The 23,213-nt window shown below is 50.8% G+C and carries 26 protein-coding genes; 13 read left to right on the forward strand and 13 right to left on the reverse strand.

The features are described 5' to 3' along the window. Nucleotides 1-41: 41 nt before the first annotated feature. The 3 genes from HF324_RS23180 to HF324_RS23190 all read right to left on the reverse strand — a co-directional run bounded on the left by HF324_RS23180 (nucleotide 42) and on the right by HF324_RS23190 (nucleotide 1,635). On the reverse strand, nucleotides 42-281 hold the full coding sequence (locus tag HF324_RS23180; protein WP_168804768.1) for a hypothetical protein: 240 nt from the start codon (nucleotides 279-281) through the stop codon (nucleotides 42-44). 11 nt (nucleotides 282-292) lie between these two features. Further along, the gene (locus HF324_RS23185; protein WP_168804770.1) at nucleotides 293-472 is read right to left on the reverse strand and encodes a hypothetical protein; all 180 of its coding nucleotides are present in this window, start codon (nucleotides 470-472) and stop codon (nucleotides 293-295) included. A gap of 656 nt (nucleotides 473-1,128) precedes the next feature. Beyond that, the gene (locus HF324_RS23190; protein WP_168860933.1) at nucleotides 1,129-1,635 is read right to left on the reverse strand and encodes a GNAT family N-acetyltransferase; all 507 of its coding nucleotides are present in this window, start codon (nucleotides 1,633-1,635) and stop codon (nucleotides 1,129-1,131) included. Nucleotides 1,636-1,918: 283 nt separating this feature from the next. On the opposite strand from HF324_RS23190, the gene HF324_RS23195 reads away from it, so the two are divergent. Then, on the forward strand, nucleotides 1,919-3,406 hold the full coding sequence (locus tag HF324_RS23195; protein WP_168804774.1) for a S8 family serine peptidase: 1,488 nt from the start codon (nucleotides 1,919-1,921) through the stop codon (nucleotides 3,404-3,406). A gap of 154 nt (nucleotides 3,407-3,560) precedes the next feature. Here HF324_RS23195 and HF324_RS23200 read toward each other — a convergent pair whose 3' ends face one another. Together HF324_RS23200 and HF324_RS23205 are read right to left on the reverse strand one after the other, a co-directional pair. Next, nucleotides 3,561-5,231, reverse strand: coding sequence for a putative phage tail protein (locus HF324_RS23200; protein WP_168860934.1), 1,671 nt, complete (start codon nucleotides 5,229-5,231; stop codon nucleotides 3,561-3,563). A gap of 204 nt (nucleotides 5,232-5,435) precedes the next feature. Then, entirely contained in the window at nucleotides 5,436-5,951 is a 516-nt protein-coding gene (locus HF324_RS23205; RefSeq protein ID WP_168804778.1) for a GNAT family N-acetyltransferase, read from the reverse strand. A gap of 206 nt (nucleotides 5,952-6,157) precedes the next feature. Here HF324_RS23205 and HF324_RS23210 point away from each other — a divergent pair, with 206 nt between their 5' ends. Further along, nucleotides 6,158-6,709 (forward strand): hypothetical protein, encoded by a 552-nt coding sequence (locus HF324_RS23210; protein ID WP_168804780.1) that lies wholly within the window; start codon nucleotides 6,158-6,160, stop codon nucleotides 6,707-6,709. On the opposite strand, the gene HF324_RS23215 is transcribed toward HF324_RS23210, so the two are convergent. Further along, entirely contained in the window at nucleotides 6,706-7,383 is a 678-nt protein-coding gene (locus tag HF324_RS23215; protein ID WP_168804782.1) for a class I SAM-dependent methyltransferase, read from the reverse strand. The genes HF324_RS23210 and HF324_RS23215 overlap by 4 nt on opposite strands. Before the next feature lie 129 nt (nucleotides 7,384-7,512). Between HF324_RS23215 and HF324_RS23220 the strand changes: the two genes are divergently transcribed. From HF324_RS23220 to HF324_RS23240, 5 genes are all read left to right on the forward strand, one after another. Continuing rightward, entirely contained in the window at nucleotides 7,513-8,235 is a 723-nt protein-coding gene (locus tag HF324_RS23220) for an AAA family ATPase (protein WP_168804784.1), read from the forward strand. Continuing rightward, complete coding sequence (locus HF324_RS23225; RefSeq protein ID WP_168804786.1) at nucleotides 8,232-8,972, forward strand: YggS family pyridoxal phosphate-dependent enzyme; 741 nt, start codon at nucleotides 8,232-8,234, stop codon at nucleotides 8,970-8,972. The genes HF324_RS23220 and HF324_RS23225 overlap by 4 nt, the downstream gene beginning before the upstream one ends. 34 nt (nucleotides 8,973-9,006) lie before the next feature. Then, entirely contained in the window at nucleotides 9,007-9,453 is a 447-nt protein-coding gene (locus tag HF324_RS23230) for a GNAT family N-acetyltransferase (RefSeq protein ID WP_168804788.1), read from the forward strand. Nucleotides 9,454-9,557: 104 nt separating this feature from the next. Beyond that, the gene (locus HF324_RS23235; RefSeq protein WP_168804790.1) at nucleotides 9,558-10,127 is read left to right on the forward strand and encodes a Crp/Fnr family transcriptional regulator; all 570 of its coding nucleotides are present in this window, start codon (nucleotides 9,558-9,560) and stop codon (nucleotides 10,125-10,127) included. A 123-nt stretch (nucleotides 10,128-10,250) separates the two neighbouring features. After that, nucleotides 10,251-10,643 carry a RidA family protein gene (locus HF324_RS23240; protein WP_168804792.1) on the forward strand — a complete coding sequence of 131 codons (393 nt, stop codon included), beginning with the start codon at nucleotides 10,251-10,253 and terminating at the stop codon, nucleotides 10,641-10,643. An 89-nt stretch (nucleotides 10,644-10,732) separates the two neighbouring features. Here the strand turns inward: HF324_RS23240 and HF324_RS23245 are convergent, their stop codons facing one another. The 4 genes from HF324_RS23245 to HF324_RS23260 all read right to left on the reverse strand — a co-directional run bounded on the left by HF324_RS23245 (nucleotide 10,733) and on the right by HF324_RS23260 (nucleotide 13,960). After that, nucleotides 10,733-11,491, reverse strand: a complete 759-nt coding sequence (locus tag HF324_RS23245; RefSeq protein WP_168860935.1) for a leucine-rich repeat domain-containing protein — start codon at nucleotides 11,489-11,491, stop codon at nucleotides 10,733-10,735. A 10-nt stretch (nucleotides 11,492-11,501) separates the two neighbouring features. Further along, nucleotides 11,502-12,125 (reverse strand): hypothetical protein, encoded by a 624-nt coding sequence (locus tag HF324_RS23250; protein WP_168804796.1) that lies wholly within the window; start codon nucleotides 12,123-12,125, stop codon nucleotides 11,502-11,504. A gap of 127 nt (nucleotides 12,126-12,252) precedes the next feature. Next, nucleotides 12,253-12,930: a LytR/AlgR family response regulator transcription factor gene (locus tag HF324_RS23255; RefSeq protein ID WP_168804798.1), complete on the reverse strand. Its 678-nt coding sequence runs from the start codon at nucleotides 12,928-12,930 to the stop codon at nucleotides 12,253-12,255. Continuing rightward, nucleotides 12,923-13,960: a sensor histidine kinase gene (locus HF324_RS23260; RefSeq protein WP_168860936.1), complete on the reverse strand. Its 1,038-nt coding sequence runs from the start codon at nucleotides 13,958-13,960 to the stop codon at nucleotides 12,923-12,925. Before HF324_RS23260 ends, HF324_RS23255 begins: the two co-directional genes overlap by 8 nt. A gap of 193 nt (nucleotides 13,961-14,153) precedes the next feature. On the opposite strand from HF324_RS23260, the gene HF324_RS23265 reads away from it, so the two are divergent. The 4 genes from HF324_RS23265 (at nucleotide 14,154) to HF324_RS23280 (ending at nucleotide 17,348) form a co-directional block, all read left to right on the forward strand. After that, nucleotides 14,154-14,816: a DUF4395 domain-containing protein gene (locus HF324_RS23265; RefSeq protein ID WP_168860937.1), complete on the forward strand. Its 663-nt coding sequence runs from the start codon at nucleotides 14,154-14,156 to the stop codon at nucleotides 14,814-14,816. 2 nt (nucleotides 14,817-14,818) lie between these two features. Beyond that, nucleotides 14,819-16,333, forward strand: a complete 1,515-nt coding sequence (locus HF324_RS23270; RefSeq protein WP_220101226.1) for an aminotransferase class V-fold PLP-dependent enzyme — start codon at nucleotides 14,819-14,821, stop codon at nucleotides 16,331-16,333. Nucleotides 16,334-16,521: 188 nt separating this feature from the next. Further along, complete coding sequence (locus HF324_RS23275; RefSeq protein ID WP_168804806.1) at nucleotides 16,522-16,797, forward strand: RNA recognition motif domain-containing protein; 276 nt, start codon at nucleotides 16,522-16,524, stop codon at nucleotides 16,795-16,797. Nucleotides 16,798-16,889: 92 nt separating this feature from the next. After that, nucleotides 16,890-17,348: a cold-shock protein gene (locus HF324_RS23280; protein WP_168804808.1), complete on the forward strand. Its 459-nt coding sequence runs from the start codon at nucleotides 16,890-16,892 to the stop codon at nucleotides 17,346-17,348. Nucleotides 17,349-17,436: 88 nt separating this feature from the next. Here HF324_RS23280 and HF324_RS23285 read toward each other — a convergent pair whose 3' ends face one another. Then, a complete protein-coding gene (locus HF324_RS23285) occupies nucleotides 17,437-18,189 on the reverse strand; it encodes an acyl-CoA desaturase (RefSeq protein ID WP_168804810.1) in 753 nt (250 codons plus the stop codon). A gap of 253 nt (nucleotides 18,190-18,442) precedes the next feature. Here HF324_RS23285 and HF324_RS23290 point away from each other — a divergent pair, with 253 nt between their 5' ends. Both HF324_RS23290 and HF324_RS23295 read left to right on the forward strand, forming a co-directional pair. Then, on the forward strand, nucleotides 18,443-19,831 hold the full coding sequence (locus tag HF324_RS23290; RefSeq protein ID WP_168860938.1) for an aminopeptidase P family protein: 1,389 nt from the start codon (nucleotides 18,443-18,445) through the stop codon (nucleotides 19,829-19,831). A 14-nt stretch (nucleotides 19,832-19,845) separates the two neighbouring features. Continuing rightward, nucleotides 19,846-21,162, forward strand: coding sequence for a hypothetical protein (locus tag HF324_RS23295; protein WP_168860939.1), 1,317 nt, complete (start codon nucleotides 19,846-19,848; stop codon nucleotides 21,160-21,162). A gap of 189 nt (nucleotides 21,163-21,351) precedes the next feature. Here the strand turns inward: HF324_RS23295 and HF324_RS23300 are convergent, their stop codons facing one another. Further along, nucleotides 21,352-22,068 (reverse strand): LytR/AlgR family response regulator transcription factor, encoded by a 717-nt coding sequence (locus HF324_RS23300; RefSeq protein ID WP_168804816.1) that lies wholly within the window; start codon nucleotides 22,066-22,068, stop codon nucleotides 21,352-21,354. Further along, on the reverse strand, nucleotides 22,065-23,150 hold the full coding sequence (locus HF324_RS23305; protein ID WP_168804818.1) for a sensor histidine kinase: 1,086 nt from the start codon (nucleotides 23,148-23,150) through the stop codon (nucleotides 22,065-22,067). The genes HF324_RS23300 and HF324_RS23305 overlap by 4 nt, the downstream gene beginning before the upstream one ends. Nucleotides 23,151-23,213 lie beyond the last annotated feature (63 nt).

A 23,213-nucleotide genomic window follows, 5' to 3' on the forward strand; every position in this document is an offset into this window, starting at 1 on the left:
ACAACAACATCGTTTCATTGACATAACCCCTTCCCCATCTGTCAGTCATGTCCCTGTGTTTTAACGATCTTGTTATAAATACCAAACAGCAAGAATGGGGCGACCCATTGCCCCACAAACAGCCCGGCATGTTTCTTTCCCATGCAATGAAGGAAAGAAGAGACTCCCATGGCAGTGACAGCCGTCCATAAGAAAACATCAGACGGCAATTTCGCAGTCTGGTTTTCTATCTTTTTAGCCACTTCGCCTTCTCCGCGATTTGCAGTCGATAAATTTTCCATATGCTTAGTTTTTAGTGGATATCCCGGTCCTCTTCACCTGCTGATGTTTCATCATCTGCCTTTTCCTCCTGCTGTGAATGCTGTTCTTCCTGCTCTGCCGGTTCTGACTGCTCCTGCTTGCCCAGTAAATCCTTTTTGGTGAAAGATGGATTTGATTGCTGATCAATGTCCTTTTCTTTGTCTGTGTTCATAACAAAAAATTTAAGGTTAGAAATGATCATCGCTTTACGAACAGATTTTCCAAATCCATGCCAGAGGAGACGGCCCCTTGCATGCCTTCGCCCTCATACCCTCCTGAATACCAATGTTATTTCTTTTCGTATAAGCTATCCCGTAAGAGAAGGCAGACGCATCAGAAAGCGCCTCAATTGTTGCAGTGCTTCTACAACTGTGTTGTGATAACGCTCGGTTTCAGGCGCTGCGGAGGCCGCACAGACTGGCATATACGTTGCAATTCAATTACCGGGAAACGTAATACCAACGGGCTTATCCGTCACAAGCAGCATGCAGAAAGAAACGTATAACAGCTGAGGAGAGCCCCATAAAAGCAGCCCGGGAGTAGTGTCAGTTATTCATCACCTTTAAAAAACCGTGTATGTTAATACCATTGATAGCAATGATACTGGTGGCCGCAGGAGTGGTCACCTATTTAATTATGCAGGGCAACCGTAAAACAAGGGACAAAGGCAATCGCCCCTGACGGCTTTCTGCATCTGTCCGTATAGGGCAGTGAGTATTTTGGGGCATCTGTGGAATCACGCTTCCCCATAACGTACCCTTTTCACGCATTCTTCCTGCACCGCACAGGAAATGCACTCCCTGCGCCGTACACAGCAATAAAAAGGGGTTATTGGGTACGCTGTATTACAAAGTACGCCACCTCCCGGCCGTCCCGGATGATGTTTCGCAGTGAGCGGCTGAAGCCGGCTTTCAGTAGTACCTTTTGCGAACCCACATTGTCCAGGTCCGTCAGCGCTACCACTTCTTTTACCGTCGTTTGGCTAAAACAGTATTCTACCAGTGCTTTAGCCACCTTGGTGGCTATCCCCTTACCCCAATAGGCCTGGGCCAGCGTATAACCGATTTCCAGCTGACCCGGCGCCTCCACAAACGGCCGCGCCAGGCAGGTACCGATGAACCGGCCGGCAGCAGTGTCCCATATGCCCCAGCGGCCAAACAGTCCTTTCCGGTAATCCTCCAGGGCTGTTTGGAATAACTCCCTGTAACGTTCAGGGCTAACGGCCGGCAGGTACTGTGTTACAGCCGGATCTTCAAACAACGCCAGGAACACGTCCAGTTCCTCCGGCACAAATTCGCGAACGAGTATCTCCCCGTTTTCATATAAAGCAGGCATAACTTCCTTGTTTTTTTACAGACAGCGTGATTGCCAGATGACAGGAATTTCGTATATTCATTATCGTAACGACAGACTCATAATAACCCGTCAGATCAATACAGATTTACAGCTTCAGCCAACCATAATTAAAGGTACATTATACTTCATTACCACCATCAACATACCGACTACTGTCAGGTAACCATGTCTGTACGGTGAACAATCCTGATAAGCCCCGCTGCAGGTAGCCAGCGCGGATACTCCTGTCTTTTTTATTTGTCAACCTATAAAAAAACCCAACATGAAAACGCGTTTATGTTTCATCCTCGCCCTGAGCCTTACCATCGCCGGGTGTACCAAGAGAACCCAGGAACCGCCTGCCGGTCAACCTACAGAAAGTCCTACCCCCATCATCGGCCTGAAAGGCCAGAACCAGCTGCTGCCGGGTATCAGTGAATACCGGCTGCTCGTAAAATTTAAAGCCACCGCCATCAGGGACATTGAAAAGCACCAACCCGTGTTCGAAGCCCGACAGGCGCCTGCTGCGGCAGTAACATGGAGCCGTACGGCCGGCAACGTGCAGGCGTACACGTATGAGCAGGCGATCCCGCTCAGCCCCGAGGAGAAAACCGCTATGAAGCAGGGGCGTCTGGCCGCACCTACGCCCTCGTTGTTTGACCGTTATGCTTTCAGAGGACTGCTGTATGTAAGGGAAGCACCGGGCATGTCGCCAGCAGCGGTACTGGAACTCGCCAATGCTTTTGAACAGCTGGATATCGTGGAGTATGCAGCCATTGAGCCGGTAACGCCACCGCCGCCGCCAACGCCTGACTTCAGCGGCCAGCAGTACTACAAAAACGATGTTGACGCCGCCGATCCCGGCGTGCGTGGCATCAATGCAGCCTATGCATGGTCTATCGGCGTCACCGGCGCCGGTATCCGTATCGCCGACATTGAATGGGGTTACAACAAAAACCATGAAGACCTCACCGGCTCCCGCATCCGCGAGGTGCTGCCGCCGCCGGACGATCAGTTCAAAGACCATGGCACCGCAGTAGCCAGTATCCTAATGGCGAAAAACAATGGCTTCGGCGTGACCGGCATGGTATACGGCGCCGACAGCTGTTACGTTATCTCTGAAAGGGTAAGCGGCAGGCCTGCAGGTATTGCGGCCGGGCTGCAGCGGCTACGCCGGGGCGACGTGTTCCTGTATGAAATGCAGACCGGCGGACAGGGTGGACAGTATGTGCCTGCAGATTTTAACCAGGCTGTATGGGACATCACCAAAACAGCCACCGACTCCGGCATTATCATCGTGGCTGCTGCCGGCAACGGCAACCAGGACCTCGACGGCGCCTATTATGCCAGCTACCGCGCCCGGGGTGACAACGGCGCTATCATCGTAGGCGCAGGCACCAAATCGCAACGGAACAAAGCCAGCTTCTCCACCTACGGCAGCAAGGTACATCTGCAGGGCTGGGGCGACTGGACCGTAGTCAGCGCCGGATACGGCTCCCTGTACAACGGCGGCGTCAACGCTACCTACTCCAACGATTTTGCCGGCACCTCCTCCGCCACACCGATCGTCGCTTCAGCAGTAGTGGCCGTGCAATCGTGGTATAAGGCTCATAATGGTACCGTATTATCACCGGCAGCCATCCGGAACCTGTTGATCAATACCGGTACGCCGCAGGGCACCGGCGGTCATATAGGACCGCTGCCCAACATCAAAGCTGCCATTGAATCGCTGCTGGCAACAGGATTGTCTGCCACCGCGAAACGATATTGATCACTTTTCCAATAGGGAAGACCAATACCAACATGCATATCCTTTGTGCCATTAATATAAAAACAAATAGTACTATTAATGGCAACACCATTTGGATAAATCACGGTCGGCAAGCTCTCTCTAACGCTTGCTGACCGTGATTTAATGTATCGGATTAATTTTCAATCACATATTCCACTTCAAACACCAGGCCGGCGCCCGCAGCAAGCTGCGACGGATCAGTGCTCACAAAAAGCACCCATCCTTCTCCGTTGGATAAGGCAGCCGGTTTCCTGGATTTACCGGGTGATACAGTCAATTGAACGTATTGATCCGTAGGGAAAGGCCAGTTAACTACGCCATAGTAGGAATTTTTATCTGTGGCATTATACCCCACCATTATTTTGAAGCTACTGGTATTGGTAGTATTCAATGCACTGAAACGAATACCCCTGATAACGGCCTTCGCCGGCATGCTGATATATGCCAGTCCTTTGGCGCCCAGGTCCGGTACCCGTATATGCTTGCTGATAACGGCAGCTGTCATGTTGACTACCGGGGTTGTAGTTGGATTGTAAAGATGCGACGATGTACCGCCCAGATCAATTATTGTGGAATCATTGTCGACAAATGTTTTTCCGTATGGCAGGGAATAAATGCTGTTGGTAAAGCTGACCTGAGAAGTCGTGGCATAAATATTTGACATATTGGTGCCTTGCAACGATTCAGTATACAGCAGATACCCACTGAAGGCAGCTACCGAGTTTTCGAATTTTAACAGCCCTGCGGTTGTGTCATTAAAAACAGTAGATATAGGCGGGAATGAATGAAATGAGCCTGTCAGGCTGAATGCCTTTGTATCTTTCAGATGGATGGCCTGGCAGATACCGGATTCCACCCCGCAGCTCATCATGGTGATACCATCGCATCCTTCAAAAGAATAGGCAGTCGGGATTATTCCATCAGTAGAATAGGAATTGTTATTCAGTTTATCACAGGCACAGTCTGAGAATGAGGTGTAATAAAGATTCCTGATGTTATATCCGCTCAGCCGGCACCCGGACGCCCAGCAACGTACAAAGGTGCAGGAAGTGCCGGCACCGCTTTGCGGGGTGGTGGGGGCAAATACAAACCCATGATCACAGCGGGCTGCCACCAAAGCAATATGCTCGCATTGCCAGCTGTCCTTTGTATAAAACCCGTTAATACAATTTTCGACCTCAACTTTTGTCAAACGGGTGTGATTGGTCCGGGGATAATATAAGCCGTACTGGTTTTTATTGGGAGCCTCACCTTTTAACCGGATGTTTTCTATATTATTCTGATAGGCATAAAGACCATAGGAAGGCTGAACAATACACATAATAGCATCTACATTGTACATATCTTCCGGCCTGGGAGAGGGGTAGTTAGCGGCTGTATTTGTTGTTTTTTTGATGATGGTTTTGTAATTGACAGATCCGGTAATATGTGTCTGGTCAAGCACAAATAACTGGGATGTAATGTTGTATACACCATCCGGGATCAACAATGTGCGGCTTTTGCCGCTGTTGGCCACAAAATTCAGGGCTGCCTGCAGCGCCAGGGTGTCGTCTGTGGTACCATCCCCTTTTGCGCCAAACCATCTGGCATTAACCGGATCACTGTAAAGCCTTTTCCAACGTCCGGTAGAAGATTGAGTTGACTGGAACACCATGCCGGTGTTATCTCCCCCGGTGGCGGCACTGTCCCAGTAAAAATCTCCTCCGCCACCATCTCCGGGAGTGTGATAGCCCAACAAGTGGTATACCTCGTTTGGAATCGGATTGGGGTAACTTCTCAATGCTGAAAGATGCTGAAATGTCATAAGAAAATATTTTGGTGAACGAATCAGGTTTCCGCTACTAAGTTCTACTACTGGTACGCATGGTATCTGCATTGTAGAAAGAATCTTTAAACGAAAAGAGAGGGCTCCAAAACAACAGAAGCTACTCGTCTCCACCAGGTACCGGAAAAGAAAGAGGCTGCCCCATACTTTGAGACAGCCTCCTTTATTGTTCCGTTACGTATATTATTCCGTTACGTAAAACGATGCGTCATACTGCACCGTCCCTGTGGGTATCGTCCCCTCAAAAGCCTGCACCTGGAAATACTCCGGCGGGGCTTCTGTATACAGCAACCGCGCATCTGCCTCAAATCCGAACCTGCCGTAATAGGCCGGTTCGCCTAACACCACACAGCCCCTGGCTGGCAGTTGCCGCAGTTCATCCAACGCGGCGCAGATCAGCGCCGACCCTACGCCGGTGCCCTGCCGGTCCGGCATCACGGATACCGGTCCAAGCCCATACCATCCGTCGTCCCCGGAAGATATCGCCACCGGCGAAATGGCCACGTGACCAATGATCATGCCGCGTTCTTCGGCAACCAGCGACAACGTTAACCGGCCACTGTCCCTCAGCGCCCGGATGATCAGTTGTTCGGTGCCGCTGGCATGTTCCGCTACGAGGAACGCCGCTTTTGTGACAGCATGGATTTGCGGGATATCGGATTGTTTTTCTTTTCTGATAATATAATTGTTTGTATTCATTGCCGGATAATAGTTTTCCTGTATGGCATAGCTTGAGCGGCCACACTGATACAGGTGTGTATAAATAATATTTTATCTAAAACGGGCATTGCCCGGGGCGTATGTAATTACCGGCGGGGCGCCGGCAACTACGCAATTACAATATCCAGCATCCGACGAAGATACGAAAAATTTATTTCGGTATATTTGACGTATTAATTTGACATATGATCTACCAGCTTTTGTTAACACTCCTGCTACTGCCCACGCCTCCCGGCAAGAAAGTTATTACCGGCAGCGTCACTACGGGCGAGCCGAAGAAATACACCACTGCCGCGCTCCAGCTGTTACTGAAAGACAAAGGGAAAGTGATCGGCAAAACATATACCGACAGCCTGGGAAATTTTACCTACTCGTTTTCCGGGAGTGCACCTCAACAGGTGGATGTGCTGTACAGCAGCCTGGGCATCAGCGCCAACGCCTACCTGAAGACCATCGATCTGACAGGCGCCGCCGACACCACCCGGATTACGCTTATCCTTCCTGCGCCCGGGCAGCTGGACGCATCCGGAAAAACCATCTGCCCCAAGTGTAACAAGAGCGACGAAACAATAGTGGTCCTCAACAGCGGCATCACCGCGAAGGTTACTAAAATCGTCGATAAAAACGGAAATGTTACCTATAGCCCCATCGTGGGCAACATCTACTACATGGGCTCCTGCGTCGGCACCACCATGGATCCCGGCTGGCATTGCAAGCGGGACAATATCTTCTTCTAGTTCATTACCTGCAACACGAATATCACCGATACCGGCGCTTTCGTTTCAGGATGCACCGGTTCTTTCACCTGCTTAACTGCCAGTCCTGCTTCGGCAAACAGCCGGAACCAGTCTTCCAGCGTCCTGAAATACCACTGGTACGGCTGTACGAACGCCCGTTTCATGCCGTTCCAGCTGCCTTCCTTCCACCCGGACACATAAGGCTCCTGGCCTGCTATCACCAGCGGATGCAGGGTTTGAATAAACACCCATCCGCCGGTAGCCACCACCCGCCGGATATTCTTTAGCAAAGCTTCCGTATCCTCCTGGTCCAGCAGCGCGAAATTAATGACCGCCGCCGTGAACGTCTCCGCTACCGCATAAACCCCGCTGGCTATGTCGCGGAAACCGGCGACTTCGTACGTACCGCCCCCTTTTTGCCTTGCATTGTCAATCAGCGCCGCCACCGCATCCACACCGAAAGCTTTCAGCCCCCGCTCCTGCAGCGCACGGGTCAGCCACCCCTCCCCGCACCCGATGTCCAGGATGGAGGTTAAAGGATATGCCATCACCGTGCTCACAATGGCCTCGTTGGTGGCCAGCGTGCGCGAAGCGATTTCAGCGTGATCGATGGTGGCAATCCACTGGTCTGCATTAGCATGCCAGGATGCGATGATGCGGGAAGTATGGCTCATGGGGGAATTTTTATGGTGTCTAAGTTAATCCCTTTTCTCAAACTGGACCACCCGTTTTTATAGAATCTGGACCACCTTCATCCACCAGCAAGCCGGTACCTTTGTGTAACAAAACACGAGCGAGCCGCCATGAATATTTACGATCTTATTATCACAGATAAAGAAGCCACCCGCCTGGAAGAAGTGTTTCTCCACGAAGAGAAGCGGAAAGCCATCGAACAGCTGATAAAGGAACACTACTACGCAGAAGAATTACAGCAATACGGGCTCCCGGTCAACAATAAAATATTGCTGCATGGCGCTTCCGGCTGCGGTAAAACCACCACCGCCAAAGCTATTGCGCAGGCACTGGGCAAACCGCTGTTTATCCTGAACCTTAGCAATATCATCTGTGCCCGCATCGGGGAAACCTCCCAAAACATCAAATCCGTCTTCGATAAAGCCGCCCGCGACAAAGCTGTTTTGTTCCTCGATGAATTTGACCAGATCGGCAAGGCCCGCGGCAACGATGACCGTGACGTGGGAGAAATGAGACGCCTTGTCAATACACTGATACAATTGATGGACTATTTCCCCGAAAAAGCCCTGCTGCTGTGCGCTACCAACCACGTAGACATCATTGACAAAGCGCTGCTCAGGAGGTTTCAGCTCAACATACCCTTTGAAATGCCTTCCACAGCGGAACTAAATACTTACTATGACACCCTGCTGGCCCGCTTTCCGGAGCATATGCGGCATATCGAACGCAAAACAGGCATCTCTTTCGCCGAAGCCAAAGACGATGTTTTCACACAGGTAAAAGCTGCACTGATAGCCCGGCTGGAGTCAACAACAAAAAATGTGGACGTATGAGCGCCGAAATTTTAGACCGTCTTCAACAAATCAACGCCAGGATACAACAGGCCTGCACCCGCAGCCAGCGAAATGCTGACAGCGTAAAGCTCCTGCTGGCCACCAAAACCGTTCCGGCCAACCGCATCAAAACGGCGCTGGAAGCAGGATACACGCTCATTGCAGAAAACAAGGTCCAGGAACTGAAAGAGAAATACGACGCCCTGGAAGCAGTCCCCCATGAAAATCATTTCATCGGTCATCTGCAAACCAACAAAATCAAAGATCTCCTGAAATATAGTGTTACCTGCCTGCAATCGCTGGACCGCGCTGACCTCGCGGAGAAACTGCATCAGCGCCTGCAGCTGGAAGGGAAAAAGATGACCGTGCTGATACAGGTAAACACTTCGGGTGAAGAAAGCAAATTTGGCGTGGCGCCGGAAGGCGCCCTGCAACTGGTTAAACAGGTATCCCGCCTGGACACCCTGCAGATAAAAGGACTGATGACGATCGGGCTGCTGAGCACGGAAACAGAGAAAGTCCGCCAGTGCTTTCAGCTGCTCAGGTCACTGCAACAGCAGATCATCGCGGCCGCCATTCCCGGCGTGGCCATGGACGAGCTTTCCATGGGCATGAGCGGAGATATGGAAACCGCCATCGAAGAAGGCGCCACCATCGTTCGTGTCGGCACCGCCGTATTCGGACAAAGACCCACCCCCGACAGCTACTACTGGAACGAGTCGGTGAACGTAAGGTAGAATGACAGATAACTCAAACACTAAATCATAAGCAATGGTACAAATTGTTAAAGCCGGGATGGAACATCTCGATGAATTCGCGGAATTATTCAACAGTTATCGCATCTTTTACCGTCAGCCTTCAGACCCCGAAAAAGGAAAAGCGTTTTTAAAAGAGCGGATCAGCAATGGTGAATCCGATACCTTTCTGGCCATCGTGGATGGCAAAGCTGTTGGGTTTGCGCAGCTCTATTCCCTGTTTCACTACAAAAAGCTCCAGCGCCAGTGGCTGTTGAGCGACCTGTTTGTCAACCCGGACTACAGAGGCCGAGGCATCTCCGTAGCCATTATCGACCGCTGCAAAGCTTTCTGCGATGAAACCGGCGCCTGTGGCCTGCTGCTGGAAACAGAAAAGACCAACGTGATTGGCAACCAGTTATACCCCAGAACAGGATTCGAAGTGGACAACGAACACAATTATTACAACTGGTGGAAGGAATAAAGGATGGGCCATTTCCGGGGCAATGCCTCCATTGCCCCGGAATACCACATTCTTCCCTTCCGTCGGAGATTTTTTATCTTTATGGCTCATCTATCTCCCGGTACATGCAGGAAAAGCTGAGACAACATATTGAAAAAATCGTTTCCCTGACGGACGAAGAATTCGCCTTTGTGCTCTCCCACTTCACCGTTAAGCAGGCCAAAAAGAAAACTTTTCTTTTCCAGACGGGCGAAAGCGTCCGGTATTCCTATTTTGTTGTATCAGGGCTTTTAACCCTCATCTATCATGATGATGCAGGGAAACAACATATCGTTTCCTTTGCGATGGAAGACTGGTGGGAAAGCGACTACCAGGCATATTTTTCTCAAACTGCCGCAGGCATGTCCCTCCAATGCCTCGAAGATACAGCCCTATACTGCCTTACATTGGAAAACTACCGGAAGCTATGCAGCGGACTTCCCAAAATGGAACACTTTTTCCTGCAGAAAGCCAACGCCGGCCATATCGGCTCGCAAAGGCGCATCCTGTCTTTCCTGACTTCGAACGCTAAAGAACGTTACGAACAATTACTACAGCGCTACCCCGCATTACTACAGCGGGTGCCTAAAACATTGCTGGCTTCCTATCTCGGCGTGTCGCGTGAAACACTGAGCCGGCTTTGGCCTTCACCCTGATCTTCGTTCCTCCTTTTCAAAATTGTGAGGTTTGTCACACAAAAAGAAAGCTGCCCTGGCCACCTTTGCAGGATACTTTTTTAACCGGGACGCATACAGTGCCCCACATCAAACGATCACAAAATGGAAAAGAAAATCACCAACCCATGGAAATGGCAGGACGAACGCGGTTATGTACAAGCGGTGGAAGTTAAACAGGTAACCGGCACGCTCTATTGCGCAGGCCAGGCAGCAGTACATCCGGACGGCACCTCGTCCGATGCCGACATGCCCACACAGCTGCAGCTGGCGCTGCAAAACCTTGAGCAGGTCATCCGCGAAGCCGGCTATGCCTGCAGCGGTATCGTTCGGCTGACCGTTTACACCACTTCTTCCGAAACGTTTGTCAATACCTGTTTCGAACCGTATAAGGAATGGGCTGCCAAACATGGCGTACAGACAGCCGTAACGCTGATGGAGGTAAATGCGCTTTTTGAAACGCTGAACATAGAATTTGAAGCCACCGTAGTCATTTAGAGATTTTTTGATGTACGATTTTTTGATGTAGCGCATGTACAGTGCAATCAAATCAAAAAATCGTACATCAAAAAATCCCTAAATGCAAATTACCAGGTGAATTTAGTCAGGTTAACCGTGCCACTCATATTGAGATTGGTCAACGGACAAAAGTCGGCGTTCAGCTCTTTTAATTTTCGTAAACCGTATATCTTCAATACTGTCATTTTCCTGTTGGTATAAACGCTCAACTCCTCCAGGTCTTTCAGCGGCGTTGCGTTCAGCTCTTCCAGCAAGTTATTGTCCAGCCGGAGCTTTTTAATAGCGATGGAACCTTTGAAGCGGAAGGCCGTCATCATATTGTCGTTCAGCTGGCACTCTTCCAGCAGCGGATGGCCACCGACATCTACTGCGTTCAGGTTGTTATTATGCAGCTGGAGTTCTTTGAGGTTAGGCAGGCCGCTCAGGTCGATAGCGGAAAGTTTGTTATTGGACGCATACAGCGTTTGCAGATTCGTACAACCATTTACGTTAAGGGTCTGCAGCTGGTTGCCGTAACCGTATACCGCCCGCAGTTTAGACAGGCCCTGCAGATCAGCCTCCCGGATGTTGTTGTCGTAAAAACCGAATTCCTCCAGGTTGACGAAACTGCGGATGCCTGCCAGGCTGGAGATGTTGAATTTATTGACATACAGCCTGGTGACTTTCCGGGCTTCGGCCACCTGGATTTCGCCGTCATTGTTCAGGTCGACGCCTTGTTCGATGAGCGCCTTTTTAAAATTTTCATCCCGCATTTTGACGTTCTGGGCAGTGACCATGTGAACTGTCAAAAGCAGGCCTATAGAGAGATGGATGAAGACTTTTTTCATGACGTGTTTTTTAGTTGGAGATCACAGCCGACATTTTACCGTCGCCGGTTACTTCCACAATGCCGGATACTTCCTGTTCCACTGCGTACTTGTGCGTGTACCAGGTATAGGTGGGTATGGAGTATACTACTTCTCCATAACCGTTTCGGGCCGTTTCCCTGCCTGTTTGCACCTTATACTGGTAACTCTTCTCGTAATCGATCCAGGTAACGATATAGTATTTACCGGGTTTCACATCCCTGAACTGGAAATGGCCATCCTCGTCGAGCACCCTTCCTTCGATATGGTAGCTGAATACCGTATTGCTCATACTGGCGATTTTTTTGCCTTTTCGGTATTTCTTTTGCAGCTCGAGGAACTCCGTCAGGTAAGGCGTAACAGGATACAACTGGATACGGTCTCCCTTCCAGGGGAAGTAAGTCCTCCCTTTCTTTTTCAGTTTGGCCAGTCCGTCAATTGTGGCGCCACCATCTTCCATCTGGCGGGCGACGTCCTCTTCATTAAAAGCTGCTGTGGGGAAAATGTATTCCGGATTTTTTTGGGCGGAAACACCGGAAACGCCGGCCAGCAGGAGGCCCGCTATTATAACTATCCGCCGGAGACTGCAATGCATAGCTTCTACGTTTGACGTCATCAATAACAGGCGATATTTACGGGGAAACATCGCCGGATTAATTCAATACAAAAAACGGTACAGTTACGACCAGTACCAATACCTGTAAAAAGTGTATTATTTATCACGGCAAACCGGTAGATCATCCTCACAAGTCGTCTATCACATCTTTATATCCTCTTCCTATAGGGATGGATACGCCATGCAGCGTAATCGCTTCAGCGGTATAAGACTCTATTTTATTGACGGATACGATGAAAGAACGGTGTACCCGCCGGAATGTACGGGAAGGCAACAATTCTTCTATCTCGTTGGTGCTCATTTTTGTAACATGTTCCTGTCTGGTGGTCACAATACGGATATACTCCCGCTGGCTTTCCACGTACAGTATGTCCGAGAACGGAATACGGACCCGGCGCTTCTGCACGGTCACGAAAATATAATCCCGCTCTTCCGCTGCGGTCCGTTTCTGGTCTGCCCTCACTTTATTTACCGCTGTCAGGAACCGTTCGAACTCAAAAGGTTTCAGCAGGTAGTCCGTTACATTAAGGTTAAACCCTTCTACCGCATACTGATGATAGGCGGTCGTTACGATCACCGCCGGCGGGTTGGCGAGGGTTTTCAGGAAAGCCATGCCCTTCAGTTTGGGCAGATGAATATCGAGGAACATCAGATCGGTGTCCTGCTGTAACAGGAATTCAGATGCCTGCAAGGCGTCTTTGCACACCTTCTGCAATTCGAGGAAAGGCACCTGCGAGATGTAATCGGTCAGCACTTTTGCGGCCAGCGGCTCATCTTCAACGACAATACATTTGATTTTAGACATGGCTTGCCAGGTTGATTTTTAAGGTAGCGGTGAAAACGTAGTCTCCCTTTGTCACATCGAGCTGATAATCGGAATAGAGCAGTTCCAGCTGCCGCCGCAGGTTGGAAAGGCCGATCTGCGGGTTGAAATTACCTTCCCCTGCCGGTTCCCCGGTAGAATTTTTCACCACAAAAAACAATTGCCTGTTTTTTATTGAAAGATGGATATCTACGAAAGGGTTCTCCCTCGTTTCGGAGGCCCCGTGTTTAAAGGCATTTTCCACCAGCGGTATCAGCAACAAGGGAGGCAGGGATTGTTTCATGTCTTCCAGGTCGTGGTTGAAATTAATCCGCAGCGAATCGTCATAACGCAGCTTCTCCAGGGCGATGTAGTCATCGATAATCTTCAGGTCTTTTTCTACCGCGATATAAGGTTCGCTGGTTTCGTAGAGCATATACCGCAACATCTTGGACAACCGCAGGATCGATTCCGGGGCGAGGTCTGATTTATCGCGCGCCAGCGAATAGATGTTATTCAGCGTATTAAAGAGAAAATGCGGGTTGGTCTGGGACTTCAGGTAGTTCAGTTCCGCCTGCTGACTGGCAATGCGCAGCTGCTGGGCGTGTTGTTTCAGCCTGATGTAATTATACAGATGCCTGACCACCGCGAAGAACAGCAACGACCCTACGCTGTAGCCAATGAGCATGCCCAGGCGGTCCTGCATCGGTACCGGGTTGCCCAGGGGAGTGAAGATATGCAGGGTAATGCCGAGATAGCTCCACAACAACAGGCCGGCAGAATAGGCCAACACATAGGCCAGCAGGATAAAAAAGCTGTACAGGGCATTTTTCAGGCCCAGTTTGGGCAGCGTATGTTCCAGCAGCCGGTAGCTGATCACAGATACGAAGATGCCCAGCCAGATTTCATTTATTACCCGCAACGGAAAATCGCCGGCGCCTTCCACCAGGTCCTGTAGGATGTTTAACAGCAGGAAAACCGGTACCAGCCACCGGTACAGTTCATAGCGACGTATACGGGATTGTATTTTCATCTTGTTATTTGACAGGATAAATGTCGATAAATATTTTCCTATCTCCTAATTATCCACCCTGCTTGACGGCGCCCTGCCGTTTGTTGACTGAAACCTGCCGTCTGTTGACACAGCGTACGGGCAGCCCGCTCCGGTGCCTACTTTTACATTGCCGGCAATCAAAATCCAACGTTTATCATCAACCTTAACAAATATGAACAAGTTTATACAATTCGGCGAAAAAGTGGAGGGCTACGATATTCCGGTACTGAACGAACGGGAGATCAGGGCCGCCGCAGGGATACTCTTCCTCGCCACCTATACCTCACTGATGTTTATTGTTTTCGACGGCAACTTCGTGATGCTGAAATATGTGCTCTGTCTTTTTTTGATCGACCTGCTGATACGGGTGTTTATCAGTCCCCGGTATTCCCCAACCCTTATCCTGGGGCGGCTGATTGTGCGCCGGCAGGTACCGGAGTATGTGGGCGCGCCACAGAAACGGTTTGCCTGGAGCATCGGCATTGTGTTGTCTGCCACTATGTTTTATCTCTTCGTGATCGTTAATGCCTACAGCCCCATCACCGCTGCCGTTTGTTTTATCTGCCTTTGTTTTCTCTTCTTTGAAGCCGCTTTCGGCATCTGCCTGGGTTGCCTTGCTTATCCGCTTTTCTTTAAGAAAACCGTACAGCACTGTCCCGGGGAAGTATGTGAGCCACAGCACAAGCAGGCCATCCAGAAAGTATCTGCCGGGCAGCTGGCCGTGCTGGCGCTGTTCATCGCATTGCCTGTTGCCGGATCTTTTTTTCTGCAAGCATATTTTGCCAGGGCGCCGCATGCCATGTTTAAATCTCTGGACCCTGCTAAAACCAAATAGTCATGCACACCTATGCAATGCCCCACCACAGCGGGCTGGAAGACTATTTCGCCGCATACCGCCGCCATATCGTCGGCTACCGGCAGCGTTTCATTACCCCATTCGGAAGAAAACGGATCGTCTACGCCGACTGGACCGCCAGCGGGCGTGCCTACGGGCCTGTTGAAGATACTATCCGCCAACAGGTACTGCCGTTCGTGGGCAATACCCACACGCATACCACCGTCACCGGCACGTATATGTCCGAAGCATATGAGACGGCTAAAGACATCATCAAAGCGCATGTCCATGCGGCGAAGGAAGACGTGCTCCTTTTCTGCGGCAGCGGCATGACCAGTGCGGTCAACAAACTGCAAAGACTGCTGGGGTTACGGATACCCGGCAGGGCGGCAGACTACCTGCACAGCACCTTCCGGGATGAAGGCCGGAGGCCGGTCGTCTTCGTTACCCATATGGAGCATCACAGCAATCATATCAGCTGGCTGGAGACAATGGCTACCGTGGAGATCATCGGACGGGACGCCAGCGGCCAGGTGGACCTGCAACACTTCCATGCGCTGCTGGAACAGTATAAGCAGCGGCCTGTGAAGATAGCGGCGGTGACTGCCGCCTCTAACGTGACAGGTATCCGGACACCGTATCACAACATCGCAAAGCTGGTCCACCGGTACCACGGCTGGTGCTTTGTGGATTTCGCCTGCGCGGCGCCGTATTGTGATATCGATATGCATCCTGATGAACCGGGCGCAGACCTGGATGCCATTTATTTCTCTCCTCACAAATTGCTGGGCGGCCCCGGAACGCCGGGAGTACTGCTTTTTCACCGGAAACTTTACCGCCACGCTGCACCCGACCAGCCGGGCGGCGGCACGGTCGACTATACCAACCCCTGGGGCGAACACGATTATACCACCGATATAGCACAACGGGAAGACGGTGGCACTCCCCCCTTTCTGCAAGGCATCAAAGCGGCGATGTGCATACGGCTGAAGGAAGCTATGCAGGTCTGTAATATCCGGCAGCGGGAAGAAGAACTGTTATCCATCATTCTGCCGCGGCTGGCAAGGATACCACAGCTTCAGGTGCTGGAGCCGCAGGCAGTGCAACGGCTGGGCGTGGTGTCGTTTATCGTGCCGGGCCTACATTACCACCTGATGGTACGGCTGCTGAATGACCGGTTCGGCATTCAGCTGCGCGGCGGCTGCTCCTGCGCCGGCACCTATGGCCATCTGCTGCTGAACGTGGACCAGGACTGGTCACACGCCATCCGGCAGTCCATCCTGTCCGGCGATATGTCCCACAAACCGGGATGGGTGCGGTTGTCCGTACATCCCACGATGACCGACCGGGAAGTGCATTACATACTGGATGCGATAGAGGCTACTGCTTTGCGGGCAAAAGCATGGATCCGCGACTATGTGTATGATCCCCGTTCCAATGATTTTCATTTTCGGGGGCAGGCGGCGAACCAGACACCGGTGGGCGACTGGTTTAATATAATGACAGCCGTGGTATGAGGCTGTTATCACCCCCGAATGCTGAATTTCAAAATAATCCCGCATTTGTTGATTTAAAGACCTACCTTTATTCAAATTACACAGGCTCCTGCCTCGGCTTCTTCTGACTTAGTCTGGATTACTTCTTTTCTTCCTCAGTCTTCGCTTTTCCAGCTGCCGCATTTCTTACCTTTTAAAGTTTTACTCTTATGAACATTTTTGTTGGCAATTTAAGCAGCCAGACTACAGAACAACAGTTAACAGCCCTGTTTACGCCATTTGGCCTCGTGCGGAGCGCGAAAGTAATTATCGATAGTTATAGCGGCCGCTCCAGGGGCTTCGCCTTTGTGGAAATGCCGGTTGACAGCGAGGCAGAACATGCCATGCGTGAACTGAACAGCGCTTCTGTTGACGCACAGACCATCGTTGTTAATGAGGCAAGGCCCAGAACAGAGAGAGAACGTTTCTCCCGGTCAAGATATTAGGTCACCGGCAACACGCCCTTCACAAGGGCATTTTCCGGGGCATTACACGAAATCATGACGCAATCATGCGATTTAACCAAAACCAGTAAACTATGGCGGATTCTTTTTCAAAAAAAGAAAACAGAAACAAAAAAGCGAAAGCGAAAGAAGACAAGGCCCAAAAAATGAGGGAACGGAAGCTGAATAACAACAAAGGCAAAAGCCTGGAAGATATGCTGGCTTATGTGGATGAAAACGGTAACATCAGCGACTCCCCTCCCAGAGAAACGAGAAAAGCAGAAATAGATTCAAAAGATATCCAGATCGGCGCAACGCCCCGTCCCCCGGAAGATCCTATCAGAACTGGAATAGTCAATTTTTTCAATACCTCCAAAGGCTTCGGATTCATCACGGACGATAAATCCAAAGAAAGCGTGTTCTTTCACATTAACCAGGTATCAGAGCCCATCAAAGAGCGTGACAAAGTATCTTTTACGCGGGAAAGAGGCGCAAAAGGTTACAATGCGGTGGGTGTGAAAAAGGTGGGTGCGGGAACAAAAAACACCCTCTGAACCATCGGCATTTATTGAAATACTCCTGAAACTATCAGCAGCCGGTCAACGCATCCCGTGATGTGTTAACCGGCTGCTTTGCGGTTATTTATGACAGGGCAGGTTGTTCTTCCTGATGATGTCCCAGCCTGATAATTTTTATATAAGACAACAGCCTGATAACATGATACACCGGATCTACCTCAAACCAACGCTGCCCGAAATTCACCGAAGAAGGGTGCTTATGGTGGTTGTTATGATACGATTCCCCCAGCATCAGCACATCCACGAATAACAGATTCATGGCTGTATTCCTCAGCTTGAAATTGATGTAACCATATTTATGGGCGAACCAGTTGACGATGGCGCCATGAAATGCACCCATTGTCACCACGATCGGCAGTAAAAGGTACTGATACGGATTGGTGGCAAACACGACAAAAAACGCCACATACACCGCCACCCATAACAACCGGGAAAGCGTGCTGTTGGCAAACCGGTCAAACCAACCCCATTCCGGCAGGTTTTTAGTGTACTTTGCCTCCACTTCGATTTTGTTATGCAGGATCTGCTGATATACCGTCCTTGTATCCCACATCATCGAAAAGATGTTTGACGAGTTGGAAGGTGAATGCGGGTCCAGTTCGGTATCAGTATGCGCATGGTGCAACCTGTGCATTACAGCATATGCCCGCGGGCTCATATAAGACGACCCTTGTGTGAGATAAGTGAAAATAAAGAAAAAACGTTCCCAGCCTTTACTCATGCTAAATGCGCCGTGAGCAGCATATCTGTGCTGAAAAAAAGTCTGTGAGAACAATGAAAGATACCAGATGGCAGCGAAAAAAATAAAGACAATCATATTTGAAATTTGCGAAGCGGGAATAAATCTCAAATATGCCAGTAGAATAAATGAAAAGATAAAAACGCTATCCGATGAGTAAGGATGTAAATGTAACCCATTTGTTGTTAATAAAATGATAAATGGCAGGGGTGGCAATACTTTTACAATTATTAACCTCCTGTTCGCTCATTTTAACCCCCTGGCGTATTATCCGCGTTTGTTGTTTATTTTTAACACATGATCCTATCCGCTAATTATTAAATTATCAAACGTGTTTGCAAAGGAGACTTATATCAACAGAAGAAACAGGCTGCAGTCCGATATGGGCAGTGGTATTATTTTGCTGGCCGGCAATGACGACAGCGGCATGAATTACCGGGATAACATTTATCCTTTCCGGCAGGACAGCAGCTTCCTGTATTTTATCGGGATAGACAGGCCGGGACTGACGTTTGTACTGGACATAGATAACAACCGGGAGATATTATTCGGCAATGAAGCCACGGTAGAGGAGATCATGTGGACCGGCCCGGTAGATACGCTGGCCTCTGCTGCCGCCCGTACGGGTCTTACCGACATCAGGCCGTTGTCGCAGCTGGATGCTTTTCTGTCACAGGCAGTACAGCAACAACGCCCGGTACATTACCTGCCTCCTTACCGGCCGGAGCATACGCTGAAGCTGGCCGCCTGGCTGGACATGCCTGTAGCATCGGTGGCGCAGCGGATGTCCGTGGCCCTCATCAAAGCAGTCATCCGCCAGCGGGCCATCAAATCCGCCGAGGAGATAGCCGAGATGGAAATAGCCGTGAACACTACGATCGATATGCAGCTCAAAGCCATGGAGCTGGCGGCTGCCGGCGTAACGGAAACGGAGATAGCCGGTCGCCTGCAGGCCGTGGCCATCGCCGCCGGCGGTAATATATCCTTTCCCGTTATCCTCACGGCCAACGGGCAGTTCCTGCATAACCATCCCCATAAGACCGCCTTCCGGGAAGGGCAACTGGTACTCTGCGACTGCGGCGCGGAAAACGCTATGCGTTATGCCGGGGACCTCACCCGCACCCACCCCGTCAATAAAAAATTCAGCACCGCTCAAAGAGAAATTTACGACATCGTGTACAATGCCTATAAAGCCGCCGCCGATGCCGTAAGACCAGGCATACGATATAAAGACGTACACCTGCTGGCCTGTGAACAGCTGGCCGCCGGACTTATCTCCCTCGGCCTCATGAAAGGCGACGCCAAAGAAGCCGTGGCAGCAGGCGCCCATGCGCTGTTCTTCCCCTGCGGCCTCGGGCATATGCTCGGCATGGACGTGCACGATATGGAGAACCTCGGCGAAGAGTATGTCGGCTATACAGAGCACCTGAAAAAAAGTACCGACTTCGGTTTGAAATCACTCCGGCTGGGACGTGAACTGGAAGAAGGTTTTGTGCTGACGATAGAACCTGGCATCTACTTCAATCCGCTGCTCAACGCAGCCTGGCGGGCAGAAGGGAAACACCTGGCGTTTATCAACTACGATAAACTGGCAGCCTACGACAATTTCGGCGGCGTACGCATAGAAGACGATTTCCTGATCACCGCCGGCGGCAGCCGTATACTCGGGCGTCCATTCGCCACAACAGCCACCGAAATAGAAGACCTGATTGCATCATAAATATTCTATCATACATGAAAAAAACCTTGCGGCTGCTGCCGCTTTTATGGCTGTTTGCCTGTAACAACGGCCCTGCAAAGGAAAGCGGGCAACAACAGCTGGACCGGCTCGCGGCGCAGTATGTGCGCCTCGGACTGGATATCGGCCAGTACGACCCTGACTTTGTAGACGCCTACTACGGGCCCGACTCCCTGAAGCCCGCCTCCAAACAGGACCACTTTCCGAAAGACAGCTTCCTTGCAAAAGTGGAGACACTGAAAAAAGCATTACAGGAAGCAGCAACCGCCACGGACAATGATACGCTCCGCATCCGCGCCAACTGGATCACGCAGCAGCTCACTGCTTTCGGCCGCCGTATCCGCATATTCTCCGGCGAATACAAACCATTTGATGAAGAGTCCCAAGAGCTGTTCGGCGCGGTGGCGCCCGCGTACCCCGAAGCGCATTACCAGTCGCTGATAGCGGAACTCGACAGCCTGCTTCCCGGCAAAGGCCCGGTAGCAGCACGCTTCCAGCAGCTGGCCAACCGCTTCGTGATCCCTGAAAAAAAGCTGGACACCGTTTTTAAAACAGCCATCGCAGAAGCCCGCAAACGCACGCTGCAGCATTATGATCTGCCCAACACAGAAAACTTCACCCTGGAATATGTGAGCGGCAAACCGTGGATGGGTTACAACTGGTACAAAGGACACTACCAGAGCCTTATCCAGGTGAGCGCCGATCTGAAGATTTTTATCGAAAAGGCCATCGATCTCGGCTGCCATGAAGGGTATCCCGGTCATCATGTGTACAACATGCTGCTCGAAAAAAACCTGTATCACGACAAAGGCTGGACGGAGATTTCCTTATACCCGCTCTTCAGCCCGCAGTCGCTCATTGCGGAAGGCAGCGCCAATTACGGCATTGAGCTGGCTTTTCCGGGCGAGGAGAAAACCACTTTTACCAGAGACATACTGCTACCGCTGGCAGGCCTGGACACCGCCGGTATCACCGCCTATTTCCATGCGCTGGACATCAAAGGCAGGCTCAATTATGCCCGCAATGAAGTGGCCAGGGGCATGCTGAACGGCACCATGTCTGACTCCACCGCGGTACAGTGGTTGCTGAACTATACGCTGCTCAACAGCGAAGCAGCAGCAAAAGGATTGCAGTTCATCCGTAAGAACCGCAGCTATGTCATCAACTACAACTACGGCCAGGACCTGATCAAAAACTATATCGATGCCAAAGCCGCTGCCGGTCAGCCGGAGAAGCGATGGGACGCTTTCGGCTACCTGCTAAGCAATCAGATCACGCCGGCCGATCTGATCAAAGCAGGTGGCGGTAAATAAACAGCTACCCTTGCCGCATTGTCGCATAGGTTTTTTACCGGCATCAGCGCCTTTCATCGCTACATGCTATGGTTGCCTGATAGGAAACGGGATGGCTACAGCCGCGATTCATTGCGAACTCACGCCGGCGCCGTTGCAGGGCAAACAACTACTGTCTGAAATATAACAGGGGGCTCCTGCCCCCTGTTCCTATAGTCCTTCTTTGAGTACTTTGAACACAAATTCCCGGTAGCTGTTACCGATGGGCAGCTCCTGCCGCCCGATTTCCACGTCCTGCAACGTGAAAGCCGTGACCCTGGAGAGGTTAACGATAAACGAACGATGGATACGCAGGAAACGTTTGTCACGGACTTCTTCTTCCATATCGCCGATTTTGTACTTCGCCATAAAAGTGCTGCCGTCTGCACGGTGCACTACCACATAGTCTTTCACACTTTCTATATAGAGGATATCATCTGTCAGGATTTTATTGTATTTGTTGCCGGTTTTCAGGAAGATATATTCTTCCTTCGGCGCGGGGCGTGCGGTAACGACGGTCGTTTCCCGGGGAGAAAAGCGGGAATAATAGCGCTCCACCGCTTTGAAAAAGCGTTCGAAGGTAACTGGTTTCAGCAGGTAGTCCACCACGTCCAGCTCATAACCTTCCAGGGCGTATTCCCGGTAGGCTGTGGTGAAGATAACTGCCGGCGGCTGCCGTAATGTCCTCAGGAATTCGATGCCGGTGATCTGCGGCATCTTTATGTCCAGGAAAAGCAGGTCCACCTGTTTGGTACGCAGCTCCTGCGCCGCCTGCAGCGCATTGGAGCAGGCGCCCACCACTTCCAGGGTACTGAGCTGGCTGATATGGTTCTGTAATAATGCTATTGCCAGCGGTTCATCGTCTGTTATAAGGCATTTTATTTTCACACCTGCTGATTTAAACGCAGCTCCAGCTTCGCTGTAAATATGCGCTGCGCGGCACTCGTTTCAAATGTATGGGATTCCGGGTAAAGTAGCGCGAGCTGTTTACGGATATTTTCCAGCCCGATGCCCAGCTGCCGGTTCACCTTCTGCTTAAAGGTATTACTGATGATGAAGCTCAGCAGGCCGTCCTGCTGCATCAGCACAATCTTTATCTCCGGGGAGCCTGCATCCTCCCCTGCTCCATGCTTGAAAGCATTCTCCGTGAGCGACAGCAATATCAGGGGCGCTATCGCCACATCCCGCTCCACCCGATGTTCGAAGGAAATGACCAGCCGGTCGTCGTAACGGAGTTTTTCCAGTTCGATATAGTTCTGCAGCAGGGATATTTCCTGTGATACAGGCACAAACATTTTATCGGAACGGTACAGCAGCGTATCCAGTATGGCCGACAGGCGGGCAATAGATGGGGATGTCTGAGGCGATTGCAGGATGGACAGCGCGTAAATATTATTCAGGGTATTGAACAGAAAATGGGGATTAAGTTGCGCCTTCAGGGCACTTAGCTCGATGTCCGTCTTTTGTTTCTCCAGCTCCATGGCCCGCTTAGTCACCACGTACTGGTCTTTCAGCAGTTTGATGAAAATGAAAACGGAAGCGTAGGTAAACGCCTGGAAGAAGTAATTAAAGAACAGGGCGCTCATATCTGTAAAAATAACCAGCACAGATTCCTGGTTGAAAGGCTTTATACGGATAAGCGGCTCCAGCACGTACACCACGCTCAGCCGCGTTGCCGCCGATATCAGGTACAGCACCGTCAGCGATACGATGACCGTTCTGAAATAATGCTTCCCGGTCAATAACTGCGGCAGTACCCAATAGGCTAGAAAATAGGTGATGGGGGCAGTGCTTCCCAGCTCGAATAAACCGACAAACAGAAAATTATTGAACGGCTCCGGGGTGGATGCATTGGGGTACCTGGTAGCATACCTGGTGGCAGACAGCGTACATACCCCCATCCAATACAGGCAGTGCGCCAGGAGGCGGTGTTTACGGGTGAATAGTATGATTTTTTCTATTAAAGGCATGATCATAAAAGTAGCAAACTTCAGGTCTTCTTAGCGGTACCGTCGACGAACAGGACCGTTGCG

The sequence above is a fragment of the Chitinophaga oryzae genome (assembly GCF_012516375.2).
In the GTDB taxonomy this organism is placed as follows: Bacteria; Bacteroidota; Bacteroidia; order Chitinophagales; family Chitinophagaceae; genus Chitinophaga; species Chitinophaga oryzae.

What these genes read in the sequence shown, in the direction of transcription:
- HF324_RS23285 (WP_168804810.1), bottom strand. Translation starts at nt 18,189, where the DNA reads ATGATTGTCTTTATTTTTTTCGCTGCCATCTGGTATCTTTCATTGTTC.
- HF324_RS23245 (WP_168860935.1), bottom strand. Translation starts at nt 11,491, where the DNA reads ATGAAAAAAGTCTTCATCCATCTCTCTATAGGCCTGCTTTTGACAGTT.
- HF324_RS23195 (WP_168804774.1), top strand. Translation starts at nt 1,919, where the DNA reads ATGAAAACGCGTTTATGTTTCATCCTCGCCCTGAGCCTTACCATCGCC.
- HF324_RS23260 (WP_168860936.1), bottom strand. Translation starts at nt 13,960, where the DNA reads ATGAAAATACAATCCCGTATACGTCGCTATGAACTGTACCGGTGGCTG.
- HF324_RS23205 (WP_168804778.1), bottom strand. Translation starts at nt 5,951, where the DNA reads ATGAATACAAACAATTATATTATCAGAAAAGAAAAACAATCCGATATC.
- HF324_RS23275 (WP_168804806.1), top strand. Translation starts at nt 16,522, where the DNA reads ATGAACATTTTTGTTGGCAATTTAAGCAGCCAGACTACAGAACAACAG.
- HF324_RS23215 (WP_168804782.1), bottom strand. Translation starts at nt 7,383, where the DNA reads ATGAGCCATACTTCCCGCATCATCGCATCCTGGCATGCTAATGCAGAC.
- HF324_RS23220 (WP_168804784.1), top strand. Translation starts at nt 7,513, where the DNA reads ATGAATATTTACGATCTTATTATCACAGATAAAGAAGCCACCCGCCTG.
- HF324_RS23270 (WP_220101226.1), top strand. Translation starts at nt 14,819, where the DNA reads ATGCACACCTATGCAATGCCCCACCACAGCGGGCTGGAAGACTATTTC.
- HF324_RS23295 (WP_168860939.1), top strand. Translation starts at nt 19,846, where the DNA reads ATGAAAAAAACCTTGCGGCTGCTGCCGCTTTTATGGCTGTTTGCCTGT.
- HF324_RS23200 (WP_168860934.1), bottom strand. Translation starts at nt 5,231, where the DNA reads ATGACATTTCAGCATCTTTCAGCATTGAGAAGTTACCCCAATCCGATT.
- HF324_RS23235 (WP_168804790.1), top strand. Translation starts at nt 9,558, where the DNA reads ATGCAGGAAAAGCTGAGACAACATATTGAAAAAATCGTTTCCCTGACG.
- HF324_RS23250 (WP_168804796.1), bottom strand. Translation starts at nt 12,125, where the DNA reads ATGACGTCAAACGTAGAAGCTATGCATTGCAGTCTCCGGCGGATAGTT.
- HF324_RS23240 (WP_168804792.1), top strand. Translation starts at nt 10,251, where the DNA reads ATGGAAAAGAAAATCACCAACCCATGGAAATGGCAGGACGAACGCGGT.
- HF324_RS23305 (WP_168804818.1), bottom strand. Translation starts at nt 23,150, where the DNA reads ATGCCTTTAATAGAAAAAATCATACTATTCACCCGTAAACACCGCCTC.
- HF324_RS23255 (WP_168804798.1), bottom strand. Translation starts at nt 12,930, where the DNA reads ATGTCTAAAATCAAATGTATTGTCGTTGAAGATGAGCCGCTGGCCGCA.
- HF324_RS23210 (WP_168804780.1), top strand. Translation starts at nt 6,158, where the DNA reads ATGATCTACCAGCTTTTGTTAACACTCCTGCTACTGCCCACGCCTCCC.
- HF324_RS23280 (WP_168804808.1), top strand. Translation starts at nt 16,890, where the DNA reads ATGGCGGATTCTTTTTCAAAAAAAGAAAACAGAAACAAAAAAGCGAAA.
- HF324_RS23185 (WP_168804770.1), bottom strand. Translation starts at nt 472, where the DNA reads ATGAACACAGACAAAGAAAAGGACATTGATCAGCAATCAAATCCATCT.
- HF324_RS23180 (WP_168804768.1), bottom strand. Translation starts at nt 281, where the DNA reads ATGGAAAATTTATCGACTGCAAATCGCGGAGAAGGCGAAGTGGCTAAA.
- HF324_RS23225 (WP_168804786.1), top strand. Translation starts at nt 8,232, where the DNA reads ATGAGCGCCGAAATTTTAGACCGTCTTCAACAAATCAACGCCAGGATA.
- HF324_RS23265 (WP_168860937.1), top strand. Translation starts at nt 14,154, where the DNA reads ATGAACAAGTTTATACAATTCGGCGAAAAAGTGGAGGGCTACGATATT.
- HF324_RS23190 (WP_168860933.1), bottom strand. Translation starts at nt 1,635, where the DNA reads ATGCCTGCTTTATATGAAAACGGGGAGATACTCGTTCGCGAATTTGTG.
- HF324_RS23230 (WP_168804788.1), top strand. Translation starts at nt 9,007, where the DNA reads ATGGTACAAATTGTTAAAGCCGGGATGGAACATCTCGATGAATTCGCG.